At 72.3% G+C, this 19360-nt stretch carries 18 protein-coding genes; 6 read left to right on the top strand and 12 right to left on the bottom strand.

The window, feature by feature from the left end:
• Window positions 1-8: 8 nt before the first annotated feature.
• Together ACWGDB_RS32490 and ACWGDB_RS32485 are read right to left on the bottom strand one after the other, a co-directional pair.
• Complete coding sequence (locus ACWGDB_RS32490) at window positions 9-338, bottom strand: DUF202 domain-containing protein (protein WP_453825723.1); 330 nt, start codon at window positions 336-338, stop codon at window positions 9-11.
• Window positions 335-727, bottom strand: coding sequence for a YidH family protein (locus ACWGDB_RS32485; RefSeq protein ID WP_453825722.1), 393 nt, complete (start codon window positions 725-727; stop codon window positions 335-337). Before ACWGDB_RS32485 ends, ACWGDB_RS32490 begins: the two co-directional genes overlap by 4 nt.
• A 65-nt stretch (window positions 728-792) precedes the next feature.
• Between ACWGDB_RS32485 and ACWGDB_RS32480 the strand changes: the two genes are divergently transcribed.
• The gene (locus ACWGDB_RS32480; protein WP_453825721.1) at window positions 793-1584 is read left to right on the top strand and encodes a hypothetical protein; all 792 of its coding nucleotides are present in this window, start codon (window positions 793-795) and stop codon (window positions 1582-1584) included.
• Here ACWGDB_RS32480 and ACWGDB_RS32475 read toward each other — a convergent pair.
• Both ACWGDB_RS32475 and ACWGDB_RS32470 read right to left on the bottom strand, forming a co-directional pair.
• Window positions 1563-2081, bottom strand: coding sequence for an NUDIX domain-containing protein (locus ACWGDB_RS32475; protein WP_453825720.1), 519 nt, complete (start codon window positions 2079-2081; stop codon window positions 1563-1565). The two genes, ACWGDB_RS32480 and ACWGDB_RS32475, sit on opposite strands and share 22 nt — an antisense overlap.
• A gap of 34 nt (window positions 2082-2115) precedes the next feature.
• On the bottom strand, window positions 2116-3015 hold the full coding sequence (locus ACWGDB_RS32470; RefSeq protein ID WP_453825719.1) for a DMT family transporter: 900 nt from the start codon (window positions 3013-3015) through the stop codon (window positions 2116-2118).
• 320 nt (window positions 3016-3335) lie between these two features.
• On the opposite strand from ACWGDB_RS32470, the gene ACWGDB_RS32465 reads away from it, so the two are divergent.
• The 4 genes from ACWGDB_RS32465 to ACWGDB_RS32450 all read left to right on the top strand — a co-directional run bounded on the left by ACWGDB_RS32465 (window position 3336) and on the right by ACWGDB_RS32450 (window position 7341).
• Entirely contained in the window at window positions 3336-4286 is a 951-nt protein-coding gene (locus ACWGDB_RS32465) for a hypothetical protein (protein ID WP_453825718.1), read from the top strand.
• 36 nt (window positions 4287-4322) lie between these two features.
• Entirely contained in the window at window positions 4323-5870 is a 1548-nt protein-coding gene (locus ACWGDB_RS32460) for an APC family permease (RefSeq protein ID WP_453825717.1), read from the top strand.
• 102 nt (window positions 5871-5972) lie between these two features.
• Window positions 5973-6734 carry a molybdopterin-dependent oxidoreductase gene (locus tag ACWGDB_RS32455; protein ID WP_453825716.1) on the top strand — a complete coding sequence of 254 codons (762 nt, stop codon included), beginning with the start codon at window positions 5973-5975 and terminating at the stop codon, window positions 6732-6734.
• The gene (locus tag ACWGDB_RS32450) at window positions 6718-7341 is read left to right on the top strand and encodes a cytochrome b/b6 domain-containing protein (protein ID WP_453825715.1); all 624 of its coding nucleotides are present in this window, start codon (window positions 6718-6720) and stop codon (window positions 7339-7341) included. The genes ACWGDB_RS32455 and ACWGDB_RS32450 overlap by 17 nt, the downstream gene beginning before the upstream one ends.
• On the opposite strand, the gene ACWGDB_RS32445 is transcribed toward ACWGDB_RS32450, so the two are convergent.
• The 5 genes from ACWGDB_RS32445 to ACWGDB_RS32425 form a co-directional block, all read right to left on the bottom strand.
• On the bottom strand, window positions 7324-8535 hold the full coding sequence (locus ACWGDB_RS32445) for a hypothetical protein (RefSeq protein WP_453825714.1): 1212 nt from the start codon (window positions 8533-8535) through the stop codon (window positions 7324-7326). The two genes, ACWGDB_RS32450 and ACWGDB_RS32445, sit on opposite strands and share 18 nt — an antisense overlap.
• Before the next feature lie 188 nt (window positions 8536-8723).
• A complete protein-coding gene (locus ACWGDB_RS32440) occupies window positions 8724-9752 on the bottom strand; it encodes an L-idonate 5-dehydrogenase (RefSeq protein ID WP_453825713.1) in 1029 nt (342 codons plus the stop codon).
• 14 nt (window positions 9753-9766) lie between these two features.
• Window positions 9767-10540: an SDR family oxidoreductase gene (locus tag ACWGDB_RS32435; RefSeq protein ID WP_453825712.1), complete on the bottom strand. Its 774-nt coding sequence runs from the start codon at window positions 10538-10540 to the stop codon at window positions 9767-9769.
• A gap of 10 nt (window positions 10541-10550) precedes the next feature.
• Window positions 10551-11948: a GntP family permease gene (locus ACWGDB_RS32430; protein ID WP_453825711.1), complete on the bottom strand. Its 1398-nt coding sequence runs from the start codon at window positions 11946-11948 to the stop codon at window positions 10551-10553.
• A gap of 47 nt (window positions 11949-11995) precedes the next feature.
• Window positions 11996-12514, bottom strand: a complete 519-nt coding sequence (locus ACWGDB_RS32425) for a gluconokinase (protein ID WP_453825710.1) — start codon at window positions 12512-12514, stop codon at window positions 11996-11998.
• 137 nt (window positions 12515-12651) lie between these two features.
• On the opposite strand from ACWGDB_RS32425, the gene ACWGDB_RS32420 reads away from it, so the two are divergent.
• Window positions 12652-13353 carry a FadR/GntR family transcriptional regulator gene (locus tag ACWGDB_RS32420; protein WP_453825709.1) on the top strand — a complete coding sequence of 234 codons (702 nt, stop codon included), beginning with the start codon at window positions 12652-12654 and terminating at the stop codon, window positions 13351-13353.
• 5 nt (window positions 13354-13358) lie between these two features.
• Here the strand turns inward: ACWGDB_RS32420 and ACWGDB_RS32415 are convergent, their stop codons facing one another.
• From ACWGDB_RS32415 to ACWGDB_RS32405, 3 genes are all read right to left on the bottom strand, one after another.
• Window positions 13359-13733, bottom strand: a complete 375-nt coding sequence (locus ACWGDB_RS32415) for a YchJ family protein (protein WP_453825708.1) — start codon at window positions 13731-13733, stop codon at window positions 13359-13361.
• A 13-nt stretch (window positions 13734-13746) separates the two neighbouring features.
• A complete protein-coding gene (locus ACWGDB_RS32410) occupies window positions 13747-15090 on the bottom strand; it encodes a M1 family metallopeptidase (RefSeq protein ID WP_453825707.1) in 1344 nt (447 codons plus the stop codon).
• 77 nt (window positions 15091-15167) lie between these two features.
• A complete protein-coding gene (locus ACWGDB_RS32405) occupies window positions 15168-19034 on the bottom strand; it encodes a Pls/PosA family non-ribosomal peptide synthetase (protein WP_453825706.1) in 3867 nt (1288 codons plus the stop codon).
• Window positions 19035-19360: the final 326 nt, after the last annotated feature.

The following is a 19360-nucleotide window of genomic DNA, read 5'->3' as shown; positions in this document are numbered from 1 at the left end:
ATCAGATCTCAGAGGACCAGGGCGGCGCCGCAGACGGCCAGGGCCACGGTGAACAGGACCGTGGCCGTGGCATGCCGGGGCGCGAGGGCCGCCGGTTCGGCGGACGAGGCGAGGACGCCGATACGGCGGTGGGCGAGCGCCAGAAAGCCCAGCCACAGCGCGAAGCACAGGGCGCAGACGACGAGCCCGACCACGGAAACTCCGCCGTGCAGTGCGGTCTTCACGGCGAGTACGGCGGCCACGGTGCCGGACAGGGTCGTACGGCGCCACGCGAGGCGCGTCCGCTCGGGCTGCAGCCCAGGATCCCTGAGGGGCTCCGCGATCGCCCCGGGGCTCACCCTTCCCACCCCACGAGCACGACGACGACCATCGCGATGGCCACGACCGCGACCACCAGGCTCAGCACCGCCGGGAACCGCGACACCGGCAGGTCCTCGCCCCGCCGCATCGCCTGCTCGCAGCGCACCCAGTGATTGACGGCGCGCAAGGAGCACAGCACGCCGGCCGCGAGCAGCGCGAGCGCCAGCCCGACGCGCCAGCCCCAGCGCAGATCCGGCAGAAACTGGTCCACCGCGAAGCCGCCGCCGACGAGCGCGAGCGCGGTACGCAGCCAGGCCAGAAAGGTGCGCTCGTTGGCCAGCGAGAACCGGTAGTCGGGTGTCCCGCCCTCCCGCCGAACCTCCTGCGGCGCAAACCACAGCCGGACGTTACGTACGAACTCGATCACATGCACGACCCTAACCGGGCGGCGGTCAGGGGGCGCTGTCGGTGCCACCCGCTACGGTTCGGCGCATGGATGTTCCCACGTCACTGGCCGGGTACGCGATGCCCGGGCACGGCATGGCGCCCGCCGAGCAGCTGCTCGGGATGCCCGGGTTCTGGCCGGCGTTCTATCTCCCCGTCCGGGACGACTTCGCACAGGACCCCGAAGTCTTCGGTGCCGACTCGGCGGACGTCGACGAGGCGATCTCGGCGCTGCACGGGGCGGAGGAGATCTGGCCGGCGATCCGCATCCCCATGACGGGCGGGCACATGCTGTGGATCGTCCACCGGAACTTTCCGGACGACGCGGGCACCGACTATCTGATCACCCACCCCGACTGGGACCGGCACGCCTGCCTGGCCTCGCTCGACGGGCACTACAGCGGGCCGGGACTGTCCTGGCCCGAGCTGGTCGCCGTGGCCGGGTCCGCCCCGGCCGGTGCGGCGGGTGTCGTGGATCCCGGACTGCGGCTGCTCCTGCTGCTGCCGGCCTTCGGCGACGCGGACATGCCCGAGGCGGAGGCGGTGGCTCGGACATCCGGTGCGCTCAGGGCGGTGGGCGTGGCCGAGGACGCGGCGCCCGACGTGGCGGAGCAGCTCCTGGACCACCCGTTCTGGGACGGGCCCGGCTGGGCGGTGCGGGGTCGCAGCCCGCTCAGCGGAGCCACGGCCGAGCCGAGCAGCCCACTGGCGCTCTGTGACGGGCGGTACAGCCCGCGCACCCTCCCGGCCGGCCTGGGCATCACCGCCGATCAGGAGCGGGCTCTCGCCGACGCGCTCGCGGGCCGTCCCGAGGCGGGTCAGCCGGCCGCAGCCCGGTAAGCCCTGAGCCGCTCGTACGCCGCCAGCCCGTCCGGCACCCACGCCCACTCCGCCAGCCGCCGCTCGACCTCGGCCTCCGGCAGGAAGTCGTGCCAGGCGACCTCCTCCACCTGCGGGTTCACCGGCATCTCGCAGCGCACCTCGTACACCGCTGACCACCAGGTCTGCCCGGCGCCGTCGTCGTAGAGGAACTTGAAGAGGTAGGCGGGGCGGGGGAGGCCGCTCACGCCGAGTTCCTCCTCGGCCTCGCGCAGGGCGGCCTCGTCGTAGGACTCGCCCGCGCCGACGACGCCGCCGACGAACATGTCGTACCGCGAGGGAAAGACCAGCTTCGTGGGCGTGCGGCGATGTACGAAGAGGTGGCCCTCGGAGTCGCGGGTCTCGATGAAGACGCAGCGGTGGCGCAGCCCCTTGGCGTAGGCCTCGCCGCGCCGGGACCGTCCGACGACCCGGTCGTGCTCGTCGACGATGTCGAGGATCTCGTCAGCAGCGCTCATGGGGGCCATCCAACCAGGACGGCCGCTCGCACGGTCAGCGTGCCGGAACCGCCGCCACAGCAACCTGCCGCGGCTGCTTCACGCCGCTCGGCATCGCCGAATGCGTGCCGAGCATGATGATGCCGACCACGATCGCGGCGAGCCCCGCCGCCTCCCACGCCAGCGCGCCCGAGTCGGCGCGCAGCCGGTCGCCGAGGAAGCCGACGCCGCAGAGGATGCCGGCCAGCGGCTGGGCCGCGGTCAGGGCCGGCAGGGACATGCGCAGGGACGCCGTCTCGAAGGCGCTCTGCACGAGGATCAGCCCGGTGAGGCCGAGCGCCACGACGGCGTACGGCTGCCAGCTGGTCAGGATCTCCGCCATGCCGCCCTCGGCGAACCGCTGCCCGGTCACGCGGGTGAGGGCGTCCTGCACGCCGTACAGCAGACCGGCCGCCGTGGCCAGCAGCGCAGGGCCCGCGCTGAGCCGCGAGCGCTTGGCGTACGCGGTGAGCAGCAGGGCCGCGCCCACCATGACGCCGATGATCAGCCACTGCCTGAAGTCACCACTGGGCGCCGACCCGCCGTGTGGCTGTCCGGCGACGATGAAGGTTGTCACACCGCCCGCGAGCAGTGCGAGTCCCGTCCAGCCCTGGCGGCCCAGCGGCTGCTTGGTCTGGCGGCGGGAGAGCGCGAGCGCGAAGAGCAGGTTGGTCGCCAGCAGCGGTTCCACGAGGGAGATCTCGCCCTGGCCCAGCGCCATCGCGCCGAGCGCCATGCCGACCACCATCAGCCCGATGCCGCCCAGCCAGCGGGGCACCTTCATCAGGTCGAGGAGGATCCGGGGGGAGAGGAAGTCCTTCAGCGGCGCCTTCTGGGCCGCGTTCTGCTGCAGTACGAAGCCGAAGCCCAGGCAGCATGCGGCGCTCACGGCGAGTATCAGGATCTGAAGCGACACGCTGCGTACCTCGATCATCCTGCCGGGTGGGGGACGGGGTGCGTAGGGGCCGACTGTAGCGGCACCAGGCCCGGCATGCGCGTCCTGTCATCGTGCGATGCCTGCCCGGGCTACGCCATGACGTACGCCACACACTCTGAACAATTCCGACATTTAACGCAAGGTGCATGAGTGGTGAACGCATCAACTGTCCCACCAGTCACAGCAGTTGACGCGTGTAACGCCTCGGTGGCCCTTGACGCGAACCATTGGCTGCGGGTTTGCTGTGCGTGATCGCTCGATGACAGGCCACATTCTTCCCCCGGACAGAACCCAGAACGGTGTCCCCACCCCCGCCACCTCTCGGCCGCGGCCGCAAGCGCGCATCCCACACTTTCGACGCGGCCCTGGACGACGCCGAGCTCGCCGCCGCCCGCACCGCGCTGGCCCAGGGCCGATGGCAGACGGCCCGCTCGCTGCTCGCCCGGACCGGCGACGACTGGGACCGCAGAGGGCACCGCGTCACGGTCCTCGCCCAGGAGCCGTACTGCGCCCCCTGGACCCGCGACTGGCTGCTCGCCGAGCCCGACTCCGCCGACGCCGCCGTCCTGCTCGCCCTCGCCCAGGTCCAGCGCGCCCTGCGCGGCAAGGAGAAGCCGGTCCGCGCCCGCGAGTCCTGCCACGCCGCCGCCACGCTCGCGCCCGCCGACCCCACCCCCTGGCTCGGCCTGCTCATGCTGGAGAGCGCGCTGGGCGCCGAGGAGGCGGTGCGGCGCCTGTTCGCCGAGGTCGGCGCCCGGTACGCCGACCACCACCACGCCCACCACCTGATGGTCGCCCGGCTCGCCGAACGCCACACCGGCGCCGGTCCCGACCCGCTGCACGAGGTCTACGACTTCGCCAACGCGGCCGCCGAGCGGGCCCCCGCCGACTCCCCGCTCGCCGTCCTCCCGGTCATCGCCCACGCCGAGCGCTACCGCGTCCTCGCGGGAGCCGGGCGTGAGCAGCCCGACGCCGCCACCTCCGGGCACTGGGCCGGCCGCCGGGCCCGGCAGGTGATGCGGGCCGCCTTCGACTGGTGGCTGGAGTGGGAGCAGGAGGGCCACCCGCGCCGTCTGGTCGACCTGAACTACCTCGCCCACGCCAAGGTCTGCGAGGGCCGCGGCGCCGAGGCCGCCGCCCTGTTCCACCGCATCGGCGAGCACGCCACCCCGTCGCCGTGGTCGTACCCGGACCGCGAGCCCTATCCCGCCTTCCGCGCCGCACGCGACACCGCGCTCGGCACGGCGTAACGCCCCCAACCGCAGTCGACCCAAGGACGGTCCCCGATGACCACGGGCAGTTCCAGCACGAGCAGAGCCACCGCCGGCAGCGGCGGGATCAGTACGTTCAAGGGACAGGACCGGGCCCTGCGCGCGGACCGGCTGGGCACGACGGGCCTGCTGCTGTCCGTGCTCGCCGCGACGGCACCCCTCATGGTGGTCGCGGGTGTCATGCCCACGACCTTCGGGGTGATGGGTGTCGTCGGGCAGCCGCTGCTCTTCGTGATCCTCGGCCTCGTCCTCGCGCTCTTCAGCATCGGATACGCCGAGATGAGCCGGCACGTCCACAACGCCGGCGCCTTCTACGCCTACATCTCCCGCGGCCTCGGCGGCACCGCGGGCGCCGGCGCCGCGATGGTCGCGCTCGTCGCCTACAACGCCCTCCAGGTCGGCATCTACGGCATCTTCGGCTTCGAGGTCTCCGGGCTCTTCGCCACCTACCTCGACACGGAGGTCGCCTGGTGGATACCGGCGCTGGCGGCGGTCCTCCTGGTGGGCGGGCTCGGCTGGCTGAAGATCGACCTCAACGCGCGCGTGCTCGGCGTGCTGCTGATCATCGAGGTCGTCCTCGTGGTCATCTTCGACGTCGCCGCGATCGCCGACCCCGCCAAGGAGGGCCTGTCGCTGCACGCCTTCAACCCGGACACCCTCACCGGCGCCGGCATCGGCACCGCACTGTGCTTCTGCGTCGCCGCCTTCCTCGGCTTCGAGCAGGCGCCCGTCTACGCCGAGGAGACCAGCCGCCCGCACGTCCTCGTGCCCCGCGTGATGTTCCTGGCCATCGGCGGCATCGCCGTCTTCTACACGATCAGCTGCTGGGCGTACACCGTCGCCGCGGGGCCCTCCGCCATCGTCGGCACCGCACAGGAGCAGAGCGCCGGACTGCTGTTCTTCCTCACCGAGGACCTCCTCGGCGCCGGCTTCACCGACGTCCTGCACGTGCTGTTCGTGACCGGCATGTTCGCGGCGATGCTCAGCTTCCACAACGTCGTCGCCCGCTACGCCTTCGCCATGGGCCGCGAGGGCCTGCTGCCGTCCGCCTTCGGCCGCACCAGCGGCGCGAGCGGCGCCCCCGGCACGGGTTCGCTGCTGCAGACCGCGATCTCCCTCGTGGTCGTCGCCGTCTTCGCGCTCACCGACGACAAGCCGACCGGCGACCCGACCGCCCCGGTGCTGCACCTGTTCACCTGGATGGGCAACCTCGGCGCGCTGGGCGTGGCCGCGCTGATGGCCGCCGCGTCGGTCTCCGTCATCGCCTTCTTCGTCCGCCGCGGGGCCGTCGCCGCCCAGTTCTGGCGGCTGGCCGCGTCCGGGCTCTCGGTCGTGGGGCTGCTGTTCATCGTCGTCTACACCGTCAAGGACTTCGACGTCCTGATCGGCGCGGGCCCGGACTCGGCCCTGAACTGGGCGTTGCCCGCCGTCATCGTCCTCGCGCTGGCCGTGGGCGTGCTCCAGGGCCTGCTCCTGCGCTCCCGCGCGCCCGAGCGGCACGCCCGCATCGGGCTCGGCAACGAGGCGTTCCAGCTGGACAAGGCGGCGGCGGAGAAGCCGTAGCGGCAGGCGGTGCGCCGGTGCCGCGTAAGAAGTGATTACGGAACCCTGACGAGCACCCGCGATCCCTGGTCCGGCCGGGGCCGCGGGTGTTCGAATGAGTAGGTGAACCCCGAACAGCCCGAGCGCGAGGGCGGAGAACAGGACGAGGAACAGGGCGGGCACACGGGCAAGCCGATCGGCCGCCGCGTCCTGCTCGGCACCCTCGGTCTGGGCGCCCTCGGCGTGGTCACCGCGCCCGTCCTGCAGCGCGGGATGGAGTCCTTCCTCGCGAGCGCCTCCGACAAGGACCCCACCGGCCTGACCGACCTGTTGCCCAACGGTGGGGGCTTCCGCTACTACTCGGTGACCTCGTCCGTCCCCCGCAAGAACGCCACCACCTACCGCCTCACCGTCGACGGCCTGGTCGACCGCCCCAGGACCTACACGCTGGCCGACCTGCGCGCCCTGCCGCAGACCCGGCTGGTGCGCGACGTCCAGTGCGTCACCGGCTGGCGGGTTCCCGACACTCCCTTCGAGGGCGTGCGCCTGTCCCGGCTCCTCGACGCCGCGGGAGTGCGCAAGGGGGCCGGTGCGGTGCGCTTCACCTGCTTCGACGGCGCCTACAGCGAGAGCCTCACCCTCGACCAGGCCCGCCGCGCCGACGTCATGGTGGCCCTGCGCATGCAGGACAAGGACCTGAACCACGCCCACGGCGGACCGGTCCGCCTCTATGTGGCGCCCATGTACTTCTACAAGTCCGCCAAGTGGCTCTCCGGCATCACCGTCACCGAGGACGTGAAACCGGGCTACTGGGAGGAACGGGGCTACGACGTCGACGCCTGGGTCGGCCGCTCGAACGGACGCGACGATGAGCCTACGACTTGACGCCCCCGGCCGGTCCACGGGCGTGCGGCGCTTCGGCCCGGCGACCCGCTGGGTGCACCGCACGACGGCCGCGCTGATGGGCGTGTGCGTGGTGACGGCGGCCTGCCTGTACATCCCGCAGCTCGCCGAACTCGTCGGCCGCCGCGAGCTGGTGGTCCGTATCCACGAGTGGTCCGGCCTCGCCCTGCCCGTGCCGGTCCTGGCCGGCCTCGCCTCCCGCTTTTTCCGTGCCGACCTCGGCTTCCTCAACCGCTTCGGCCCGCACGACCGCGTCTGGCTGCGCGCCACCCTGCACCGCGACAAACGGCCCGAGTCCCGTCCGGCGGGCAAGTTCAACGCCGGGCAGAAGATCTACGCCGCGTGGATCGCCGGCGCGACGCTGGTGATGCTCGGCACCGGCCTCATCATGTGGTTCACCCACCTCACCCCCCTGCAGTGGCGCACCGGCGCGACCTTCGTCCACGACTGGCTGGCCCTCACCATCGGCATCGTCCTCGCCGGCCACATCGGCATGGCCCTGGGCGACCCGGAGGCCCGCCGCGGCATGCGGACGGGCTCGGTCAGCCGGGAGTGGGCGGAGCGGGAGCATTCACGGTGGCGGCCATGACGGGCTGTACGGCGACAGGCCGAAGGGCTCCGTGAGGGTTCCGAGGGCCGAGGTCGCCGGGCCGGGGCGCGCCGCCGATCCGCCGAGGTCCGGCACCTCCACGCCGAGCGAGGACAGCAGTCTGCCGGGATCCGGCACCGACGCCCCCGGTTCATCGGTGGGCCCCGTGCCCGGCTCCTCCACCGTGTCCGGGCCGGTGACCGTGAAGGCGGCCGGCAGCCGGACCTCGGTGCCCGCGTGCCGCACGGCGATCTCGGCCGGGCCCGGCTCCAGGGCCGGTACGGCAACGGACAGCACCAGACGGTCACCCGACTCGGACTTCAGGACGGGCACACCCGGAACCGCCGACCCGCCGATGCTCACGCTCGCGTCCCGCAGCAGCTCGGCATGGTCGAAGTAGGTGCCGGTCAGCTCGATGCCGATCGTGTCACCGGGCCGTGCCTCGCCGTCGCCGCCCGTGTCGACGCCCTCGATCCGGTAGCCGCACGCCGGCGTGCCGCCCGGTGCGGCCGCGAGCCGGACGGTGCCGCCCGGGTGCCGCCGGTGGAAGTCGAGCAGCCCGCCCAGCACGGCGTACGCGGCGCGCCCCTTGCAGGTGTCGACGCGTCCGGCGAGTTCGGCATGGGCCCCGGCCGCCGCGTCCCAGTCACCGCCGCCCCGGCCCTGTACGGCCAGACAGGCCGCGGACAGCCCGCGCAGCAGCTGCCACTCCGCCTGCGCCGCCCCCTGCGGGATCTTCCCGAGGGCGGACTCGCAGCGCTCCGGCGCGCGGAGCAGGTCGTACACGCTCGCCGGATCGGGTGTGCCGTCGGAGTCGGGCGAATTCGGGCCGGGCGGCAGCCAAGGCGGGGCCTGGAGGATCACGGTGCCCCTGCCGCTCGGGGACGGGGCGGTCGGCGAAGGGCTGGGACTCGTGCTCACCGACCCGCCCGGCAACCCGCCGGGGACAGCGGTCGGCCCGGACGCGTTCGCGCCCGCCCGGCCGTTGGGCGACTGCTGCGCCACCGGAGCCGAGCGATCCGCCGGTCCCGTCGGCCCCCCGCCGCCCTCGGACGGCCCGGCGGTCACGATGGTGCCCCCGCCGCCCCTGCCGTCCGCAGTGCCGCCCCCGTCACTCGTGAAAGCGGCGGCGGCCACCGCCACCGCCCCGACCACGAGCAGCCCCGAGATACGCATCCCGAGGGAAACCGCCATGACACCCCCCGATGTTCACGCCCCCGACGGCAGCGGCAGCCTCCGGAGGTCACCTCATCATCGGGCCCAGAACGCTCTCGGGGAAGTCGCTTCATGCGATCGTCAGGGCGAGTTCAGGTATCCGCGTGCCGTGATCCCGGAAAACGGAAGCAGGGTGGACCGTCGGCCGCCCAGTCCGCCCAGTCCGCTCAGGCCCCGAAGTCCAACAGCACCTTGCACGATCTGCTCCGGTCCGCCGCGAGCGTGAACCCCGCCTCGGCCTCCCGCACCGGCACCACCGTGCTGACCAGCCCGTCGAACGACGCCTCGGTAGCGAGCAGTTCCAGCGCCCCGTCGAACTCCGCATCGAAGCGGAACGCTCCCCGCAGCTCGATCTCCCGGCTCACGACGAGGTTCCCCGCGAACGCACTGCGCCCCGCCGGCAGCATCCCCAGCTGCACCACGACGCCACCGCGCCGCACCAGCCGCAGACACGTGTCCAGCCCCGCGGCGACCCCCGAGGCCTCGATCGCCACGTCCACCTCGGAGGGCCACCCGGCAGCGTCCGGATCATCCGCCCGTACGAGGGTGTCGGCGCCGGCGATCCGCGCGTACTCAAGTGCCGTCGGCAGCAGGTCCGTCACCGTGACCCGCCCCGCCCCGGCCGCCCTCGCCGCCGCGACCACCAGACAGCCGATGGGCCCGGCACCGGTCACGAGGACATGCCTCCCGGCCAGGTCACCGGCCCGCCGCACCGCGTGCAGCGCGACGGACAGCGGCTCGGCGAGCGCTGCCCGCCGCAGGCCGAGGCCGGCCGGGAGCGGCCTCAACTGGCCGGCCGGTACGACAACCTGTGCGGCGAACCCGCCCTGGACGTGCGGAAAGCGCGCCGCGCTGCCCAGGTAGCGGGTGTCCCGGCAGACGTTGCGCCGCCCGTCCACGCACTCGGGGCAGACTTCGCAGGGCGTGGCCGGATGCACGGCGACGGCCGTACCGACAGCGGGACCCGGGGTGCCCGGGGAGCCGTACGACACGACCGTCCCGACCACCTCGTGCCCGAGCACCATGGGCTCCCTCAGCCGGAAGTCCCCGACCCCGCCGTGGAGCCAGTAGTGCAGGTCGGAGCCGCAGACCTCGCCGTAGCGCACGGCCACCAGCGCCTGCCCGGGACCGGGGACCGGCACCGGCAGCTCCTCGACCCGCAGATCGCCCTGACCGTGGATCACACAACCGAGCATCTCCGAGGCCTCCTTCACAGCACACTCGTCATGCCGCCGTCGACGTACAGCACCTGCCCGCCGACGAAGTCCGCGGCCGGTGAGGCGAGGAACAGCACCCCGCCCACCAGGTCCTCGGTACGGCCCCAGCGTCCCGCCGGGGTCCGGCGCCGTACCCATGAGCTGAACTCCTCGTCCGCGACGAGGGGCTGGGTCAGCTCGGTCTCGATGTAGCCGGGACCGAGGCCGTTGACCTGCACGCCGTAGGGGCCCCAGTCGGCGCACATGCCCTTGGTGAGCATCTTCAGGGCGCCCTTGGTGGCGGCGTAGGGCGCGATGCCGGGGCGGACCACCTCGCTCTGCAGCGAGCAGATGTTGATGATCTTCCCGTGGCCGCGTTCCGTCATCCGCCGGGCGGCCTCCCGGCCCACCAGGAACGCGCTGGTGAGGTTGGTGTCCAGGATGCGGTGCCAGTCCGTGTCCGTGAACTCCAGCAGGGGTGCGCGCAGTTGCATGCCCGCGTTGTTGACCAGGATGTCGAGCGGGCCGACCCGCTCCTCGACGTCCGCGATCCCGGCGGCCACCGACGTACCGTCGGTCACGTCGAACGCGGCCGTGTGGATCCGGTCGCCGGGAAGTCCGGCGGCCAGTCCGGCGGCGGCCTCGCCGAGGCGTTCGCCGTTGCGTCCGTTGAGGACCACCGTGCAGCCGGCCTCCGCCAGGCCGCGGGCGAGCGCCAGGCCGATGCCCCGGCTGGAGCCCGTGACCAGGGCGGTGCGGCCGCTGATGTCGAAGAGCGGGTGGCTCATGCCCGTACCCCTAGATGATCAGTGAGAGCAGCAGGACGAGACCGCCGGCGACCACCGAGATGATCGTCTCCATGACGGACCAGGTCTTGATGGTCTGGCCGACGCTCAGGCCGAAGTACTCCTTCACCATCCAGAACCCGGCGTCGTTGACGTGGCTGAAGAACAGCGAGCCGGCGCCGATGGCGAGGACGAGCAGGGCGGTGTGGGTCGTCGACATGTCGGCCGCCAGCGGGGCGACCAGACCGGCCGCCGAGACCGTGGCCACCGTCGCCGAGCCCGTCGCCAGCCGTATCGCCACCGCGATCAGCCAGGCCAGCAACAGCGCGGGGATCGACCAGTCCTTGGAGATGTCGAGGACCATCTGGCCCACGCCGGTGTCGATCAGCGTCTGCTTGAAGCCGCCGCCGGCGCCCACGATCAGCAGGATGCCCGCGATGGGCGCGAGGCCCTTCTCGACGAGCGGCGACAGTCGCTCCTTGCCGAACCCGGCGGGCCTGAGCAGCGTGAAGATGCCCACGAGTACGGAGGCGAGGAGCGCGATCATCGGGGAGCCGATGACGTCGAACACGCGCTGGACGGTGTTCTCGGGGTCGTCGATCACGATGTCGACCAGCGCCTTGGAGAGCATCAGGACGACGGGCAGGAGGATGGTGGCCAGCGTGGCACCGAAGCCGGGCCGCTTCTCCAGGTCCTCGGAGACCCGCTGGGGGATCATCCGCTCGGGCGCCGGGACGTCCACCCAACGGGCCGCGTACCGCGAGAACACCGGGCCGGCGATGATCACCGTCGGGATGGCGACGAGGACGCCGAGCGCCAGCGTCACACCCAGGTTGGCGCCGACCGCGTCGATCGCGACCAGCGGGCCGGGGTGCGGCGGGACCAGGCCGTGCATCACGGAGAGACCGGCGAGGGCCGGGATGCCGATGCGCATCAGCGAGTAGTTGCCGCGCTTGGCGACCATCAGCACGACCGGGATCAGCAGCACGACGCCGACCTCGAAGAACAGCGGCAGACCGATCACCGAGGCGATCAGCACCATCGCCCACGGCATCGAACGGCCCTTTGCCCGGGCGAGGATGGTGTCGACGATCTGGTCGGCGCCGCCGGAGTCGGCGAGCATCTTGCCGAGGATCGCGCCGAGGGCGATCAGCACGCCCACGCCGGCCACGGTGGTGCCGAGCCCGGCGGAGAAGCTGGTGATGACCTTGTCGAGCGGCGCCCCGGCGATCGCGCCGAGCGCCAGTGACCCGAGGGTCAGCGACAGGAAGGCGTGGAGCTTGAACTGGGTGATGAGCAGGACGATGACGGCGATGCCCGCCAGGACGGCGATGCCCAGCTGAGCGTGGCCGGCCGAGGTGATGGGCTCGACGGTGTCCGCTGCCAGCATCTCGACGCTGAGTCTGGTCACGGGGTTCCCTTACAGGTACGGGGGATTGGGGAAGGGGGCGAGCGGGGTCAGGCGGTCGGCTCGGGAAGCGCCGTCAGGGCCGACACGGCCCGTCCGGTGATCTCCTCGGGGCTGCCCGACACATCCACGACGACTCCCGCCTCGTCCTCCTGAAGCGGCTGGAGCGTGGCGAACTGGGAGTCGAGCAGTGCCGTGGGCATGAAGTGCCCCTGCCGGTGCGACATCCGGTCTTCGATGAGGGCGCGGTCGCCCGCCAGGTGCACGAACACCAGGTCCGGTGCGGCGGCCCGCAGCCGGTCCCGGTACGACCGCTTCAGCGCCGAGCAGCTGACCACCCCGCCGAGCCCCGCCCGTTCGTGCGCCCAGGTGCCGATGGCGTCGAGCCACGGCCACCTGTCGTCGTCGCCGAGCGGGGTGCCGGCCGACATCTTGGCGATGTTGGCCGACGGGTGGAAGTCGTCGCCCTCGGCATAGGGGACGCCGAGCCGGGCCGCGAGCAGGGGACCGATGGTGGTCTTCCCGGTGCCCGCAACGCCCATGACCACGACGACATGGGGGGTACTCATCGCTGCCTCACTGTCTGCTGTCCTCGTCGACACGTGATGTCGACGCAACTGAAACTCATTAGGTACGACGAATTCAAGAGTGTGTGACATATAAGTCTGACTTTTTGATCGCGTGACTTGCCCCGTACGCTGAGTGCATGAGCACAACGGGCCGGGGGCTGCACGGCCGAGTACTGGAAACCCTCGGCCCCGCGATCACCGCGGGCGAGTACCCGCCGGGCAGCGTTCTGCGCACGGACGAACTGGCTCAGCGCTTCGACGTGTCCCGCTCGGTGATGCGCGAGGCGGTCCGCGTCCTGGAGTCCATGTACCTGGTGGAGTCCCGCCGCCGCGTGGGCGTGACGATCCGTCCGAAGTCCGAGTGGAACGTCTATGACCCCCAGGTCATCCGCTGGCGCCTGGCCGGCGCCGACCGCCCCCAGCAGCTGCGCTCCCTCACGGTCCTGCGCTCGGCCATCGAGCCGGTGGCGGCAGGACTGGCCGCCAAGTACGCCACGGCCGACCAGTGCGCCGAACTCACCGAGTGCGCCCTCGGCATGGTCGCCCACTCACGCGGCCACCAGCTGGAGGGCTACCTCATCCACGACGTCGCCTTCCACCGAGTCATCCTCAACGCCTCCGGCAACGAGATGTTCGCCCGCCTCGGTGACGTGGTGACCGAGGTCCTGGCCGGCCGCACCCACCACGAGGTCATGTTCGAGGACCCCGACCCCGCCGCGGTCACCCTGCACGTCCAGGTCGCCGAGGCGGTCCGCGGCGGCGACGCGGTCCGGGCGGAACACCTGACCCGCGAGATCACCATGGGCGCCCTCCAGGAACTCGACATCCTGGCCCCGTAGGTGCCCTAGCTCAGGAACTCCCCGTCCACGTACACCCACGCCCCCTCGACCCGCTCGAACCGGCTCCGCTCATGCAGCGACCCACCCCGGTACGAGGCCCGGAAGGTCACCGTCCCCGTGGCGTGGAACGCCGACCCGTCCGCCGTCTCCAGGATCTCCAGCCCGGTCCACCGCATCCCCGGCTCGAGATCCAGCCGCGCGGGCCGCGTCCGCGGATGCCAGGTGCGCAGCAGATACGCCGCATCACCCTGGACGAACGCGCTGTACCGCGACCGCATCAGCGCCTCGGCTGTCGGTGCGGCCGCCGCACCGGAGTGGAAGCGGCCGCAGCAGTCGTCGTACGCCTTGGGCAGCCCGCAGGGGCAGGAACGCGAGGTCATGCCCGCCATTGTGCTAGCCCGCCGCCCGCGTCTCGGTCCCGGGCAACGGCGGCAGCGCGGTCCCGTACACCCACGCCTCGAACAGCTCCTCCACCGGCTCGGTCGCGAACCGGGCCACGTACGAGGTGAAGGCCTGGGTCGTCACCGTGCCGTTGCGGTGCAGCCGGCCCCAGCCGCGCAGCATGCGGAAGAAGGCGATGTCCCCGAGCGCGCAGCGCACGGCGTGCAGGGTCAGCCCGCCGCGTTCGTACAGCCGGTCGTCGAACATCGACTTGCGCCCCGGATCCGCCAGCCGCAGATCCTGCGGCATCGACGACAGCAACCGGTGTGCGGCGGCGGCGAGTTGCTGCGCCGTACGCCCGCCCGACCGCTCCGACCAGAGCCACTCCGCGTACTTCGCGAACCCCTCGTTCAGCCAGATGTGCCGCCAGTCGGCGATGGACACGCTGTTGCCGAACCACTGGTGCGCCAGCTCGTGCGCCACCAGCCGCTCCGAACCCCGCGCACCGTCCACGTGGTTGGCGCCGAACAGCGACAACCCCTGCGCCTCGACGGGCACATCGAGTTCCTCCTCGGTCACCACGACCGCGTACTCGTCGAAGGGGTACGGCCCGAACAGATCCTGGAACAGCTCCATCATCTGCGGCTGGCGTGCGAAGTCCCGCGAGAACTCCGGCAGCAGATGCGCCGGGATGTGCCCGTGCTGCGGAACGCCGCCCAGGCCCGGGTCGCCCAGCAGCACCGTCTGGTACTTGCCGATCGACAGCCCGACCAGATAGCTGGACGTCGGCGCCGACTGCTCGTACACCCAGGTGGTCGTGCTCGCCTTCGTCGTACGGGTCAGCAGCCGCCCGCCCGCGACCACCGCGTACGCCGACGGCGTGGTGATCGAGATCTGGTACGACGCCTTGTCGGCGGGCCGGTCGTTGCACGGGTACCAGGACGGCGCCCCGATCGGCTGGCTCGCCACCAGCGCCCCGTCCTCCAGCTCCTCCCAACCGAGCCCGCCCCAGGGGCTGTTCACCGGCTTGGGGTTGCCCGACCAGTGCACCTCGACCGTGAAGGCCGCCCCGGCACGGATCGGCTTGGCGGGGCGGATCCGCAGCCGCCCCCCGCGGTGGGTGTAGTGCGGCTGCCGTCCGTCGACCCGGACCCGGCCGATCTTGAAGTCGGCAAGGTTCAGCATGAACTCGGTCAGCGGCGCCCGTCCCGCTATGGCGTTGATCCGCGCCGCCCCGGAGAGCCGGTTCGGGCCCGGGCGGTAGTCCAGCGCGAACTCGTACCGGTGCACCCGGTACCGGGGATCGCCGTGCTCCGGGAAGTACGGGTCCGCGCCTGCCGTCTGCTGAACTGCCACTGCTGTCTGTGCTCCCTGCGCCGTACTGCTGCCACTCCGTGCCGGCCCGCCGCCCACCGACCCCGAGTGGGCCGCGCTCAAGGACGCCATGCTTCGATCGGATTACCGAGCCAACGGGTGTCGTCGGGGACCGACTCCGCCGCCATGACGAGCGACGCGGGACCCAGTGTCGTACGGGCCCCGATCACGCTGCCCGGAAGGACGATCCCGCCAGGACCCAGCGTCGCGCCCTCACGGAGGACCACAGTATCCGTCCGCAAGATCCGGTCGTGGAAGAGGTGTGTCTGGAGCACACAGCCCCGGTTCACGGTGGCGGCGTCCTCAAGGGTCACCAGATCGGTCTCCGGCAGCCAGTAGCTGTCCACCCACACGCCCTTGCCGATGCGCGCCCCGAGCCCGCGCAGCCACGCCGTCATCACCGGCGTCCCCGGCACCGAACCCGCCAGCCACGGCACGGCGAGCACCTCGACGAACGTGTCCGCCAGCTCGTTGCGCCACACGAACCCGGACCACAGCGGATGCTCCCCGCTGCGGTGCCGGCCCACCAGCACCCACTTCGCGACGACGGACACGAGCCCCGCCAAGGCACCGGCCCCGAGCAGCACCAGCCCCGACAGCAGCGGCGCCCAGACCCCCAGCACGCACAGCGCCGCGATGGTCAGCACCGCCAGACCGGCCGAGCAGAACACCGGCACGATCCGGCACAGCTCCACCAGCGCGCGCGCCCACAGCAGCCGGGCCGGGGGATCGTACGTACGGCTCTGGTCGCCATCGGCCGTGCTGCGCGGCAGCTTCACCGGCGGCAGCCCCAGATACGACGTGCCCTTCTTCGCCTTCTTCGGCGTCGCCGACAGCACGCCGACCAGGCCGCCCTCCGGCACGGTCCGCCCGGGCGCCGTCATCCCCGAGTTCCCGAGGAAGGCCCGCCGCCCGATCTCCGCCCGCCCGATCCGCATCCAGCCGCCACCGAGCTCGTACGGCGCGGTCAGGGTGTCGTCGGCCAGGAACGCGCCCTCACCGACCGTGGTCAGACTGGGCAGCGCCAGCACGGTCGACACCTCCGCGCCCCGCCCGATCCGCATGCCCAGCAGCCGCAGCCACACCGGCGTGACCAGCCCGGCGTACAGCGGGAACAGGGTCTCGCGCGAGCGGTCCATCAGCTGCGTGACGGTCCAGGCCTGCCAGCCGATCCGGCTGTGCGTGGGATGCGTTCCCTCACGCAGACCGAGGCTCAGCAGCCGCACGCCGATCAGGATCAGCACGGCGTACGCCAGCCCGAAGGCGAGCGTCGCCGGAACGAGGGCCAGCGCGGCGCCCGTCAGGGGTGCGTCCGGCGTGAAGATCTCCCGGCCCACGAGGAACGCCGCCACGCCCGCCAGCACGGGCAGCGCGCTCAGCGCGACGCCGGTGATGCCGTACATGACACGCCAGTACGTCCCGCGCCGCGGCCGTTCCTTCGGCCAGTTGCGCTTGGCCTTGCCCAGCTTGACCGCCGGCGCGCCCGCCCACCGCTGGCCGGTGGGAATCTGCCCGGTGACCGCCGAACCGGGCGCCACCTCGGCCCGCTTGCCGACCCGGGCGCCGGGGAAGAGCATGCTGCGCGTGCCGACGACGGCATGCGCGCCCACCTTGACCGTGCCGATCTCCAGCCGGTCCCCGTCCAGCCAGTAGCCGGACAGATCCACCTCGGACTCGACGGCCGCGCCGCGTCCCAGCTTGAGCAGCCCGGTGACCGGCGGCAGCGAGTGCAGGTCGACGTCCGGCCCGACCTTGGCGCCCAGCGCTCGCGCATACCGTTCCAGCCAGGCCCCGGTCAGCGAGGTCGCCCCGCTGAACTCGGCCAGCCGCTCGGCCGCCCACAACCGCAGATGCAGGCTGCCCCCGCGCGCGTACCGTCCGGGCTTCACACCCTTGAGCAGCAGCCGCGCACCCCCGGCGGCCAGCACGAGCCGCCCCGGCGGGCTGTACAGCACGACCGCTCCGACGGCGACGAGCCACCAGGAGGCGGTGGGCAGCCACCCGTGGGCGGGCAGCAGATTCCCCAGCGCGGCCAGCGCGACCGTCCAGCGCAGGCCGAGCAGCGTGAACAGCGGAACGAGAAGAAGGAGCTGGATCACCTGCGCGCGCCGGGGCACCGGCGCCACGAATCGTTCCGCCCCGTCGTCGTGCGCGGACTTCTCCAGGTGCCGGGCCAGCTTCCGCAGGACCGGCTGCTGGTAGATGTCCAGCACGGCCGCGCTCGGATACCGGGTCCGCAGCCGAGTCGTCAGCTGCGCGGCGGCCAGACTGCCGCCGCCGATCGCGAAGAAGTCGTCGGAGGCGCGGGACACGGGGATGCCGAGCACCTCGGCCCACTGCTCGGCGAGCCAGGCCTCGGTGCCGTAGAGCTGCTCCGCCGGACCGCCGGTCTCCAGGCCCTCCAGCGGCCAGGGCAGCGCGCCTCGGTCCACCTTGCCCGAGGTACGGGTCGGCAGCTCCTCGACGGGCGCCAGCAGCGGCACGAGCGCGGCGGGCAGCGCGGCGCGCAGCTTCTCGACGGCGACGGCGTGATCCCAGCCGTCCTGCGTGACGACGTACCCGACGAGCAGCTGATTGCCGCTGCGAGCGGTCCGCACGGCGGCGGCCGCCCCGGCGACGCCCGGCAGCGCCTGCAACGCGGCATCCACCTCTCCGAGCTCGATCCGCCGCCCGCCGAGCTTGATCTGCTCGTCGGCACGCCCGAGGAAGACCAGCCCCTCCGGCTCCGCCTTGACGAGGTCACCACTGCGATACGCCCGCTCCCAGCCGAGCGACTCCAGCGGCGCGTACTTCTCGGCGTCCTTCTCGGCATCGAGATACCGGGCCAGCCCGACCCCGCCGATCACCAGCTGCCCGCTCGCGCCCATCGGCACGGGCTCCCCGGCCTCGTCGACGACGGCCAGCTCCCAGCCGTTCAGCGGCAGCCCGATCCGGATCGGCTCCGCACCGCTCATGAGCGACGCACAGGCGACGACGGTCGCCTCGGTCGGGCCGTACGTGTTCCAGACCTCGCGCCCCTCGGTCACCAGCCGCTGCGTCAGCTCGGGCGGGCAGGCCTCGCCGCCGAAGATCAGCAGGCGTACGTCGTTGAGGGTCTCGGGCTCCCAGAGCGCGGCGAGCGTGGGCACGGTCGACACGACCGTGATCTCCTGCTCGACCAGCCAGGGCCCGAGGTCGGCACCACTTCTGACCTGCGCACGCGGCACCGGCACCAGACAGGCGCCGTACCGCCATGCCAGCCACATCTCCTCGCAGGACGCGTCGAACGCGACCGACAGCCCCGCCATGACCCGGTCCCCGGGCCCGATCGGCTCCTCGGTGAGGAACAGCGCGGCCTCGGCGTCCACGAACGCGGCGGCACTGCGGTGCGAGACGGCGACGCCCTTGGGCTTCCCGGTGGAACCGGACGTGAAGATGATCCACGCGTCGTGCCCGACGCCGGGACGGGCGGCGGGGGACTCGGACGTGCCGTGCACGGTGATCTCGTGCCCGGCGCCGACGACGGCCCGTACGTCCGCCTCCCCGAACACCAGCTCGGCCCGCTCGTCCGGGTCCTCGGCGTCGACGGGGACGTATGCGGCACCGGCCGCGAGCACGGCGAGGATCGCCACGTAGAGGTCATTGGTGCCGGACGGCACCCGCACGCCCACCCGGTCGCCGAGCCCGACCCCGGCCGCGCCGAGCCCGCGCCGCAGCCGCTCCACCTCGACGGCCAGCGCACGGTAGGTCAGGCTGGTCGTGCCGTCGTCCAGCGCCGGCTCGTCGGGGTAGGACCGCACGGATGCCTCGAAGATGTCGACGAGCGTGCGCGGGGAGGCCGCCGGGCCTCCGGAGAAACGTGCCGTGTCACCGAACCGCTGGTGGATCTCTGCGCCGAGCTCTTCGTCGAGCAGGCCGAGAGCATTGCTCTCCTGTATGGCTGCCATCCGGTCCTCGCGTCTCGATCCCGGAAGCCTCCGGGGCGCTGGCGGGCCCGCAGGTCTGCCTGGGGTTGTCCGGCGCCAGCTCCGTAACAAGCCGGAAATTTTAGTACGAAGCTAGGTTCGGGCACTTCGATACGCCACTTGGAGCAGCCGTTCGGGGCGGCGCGGGCGCGGGAAAGGGGCGCTGACCTGGTGATCTTCGACGGAACGAGACTTCCCCCACACACAACGAGCGCGGGCCGTGACCTCATGGTCACGGCCCGCGCTTTTTCGCGTGTCCGAGGGGGGACTTGAACCCCCACGCCCGATAAAGGGCACTAGCACCTCAA

Source organism: Streptomyces sp. NPDC055013 (assembly GCF_053608645.1).
This window is presented reverse-complemented; position numbering and strand designations above follow the sequence as displayed.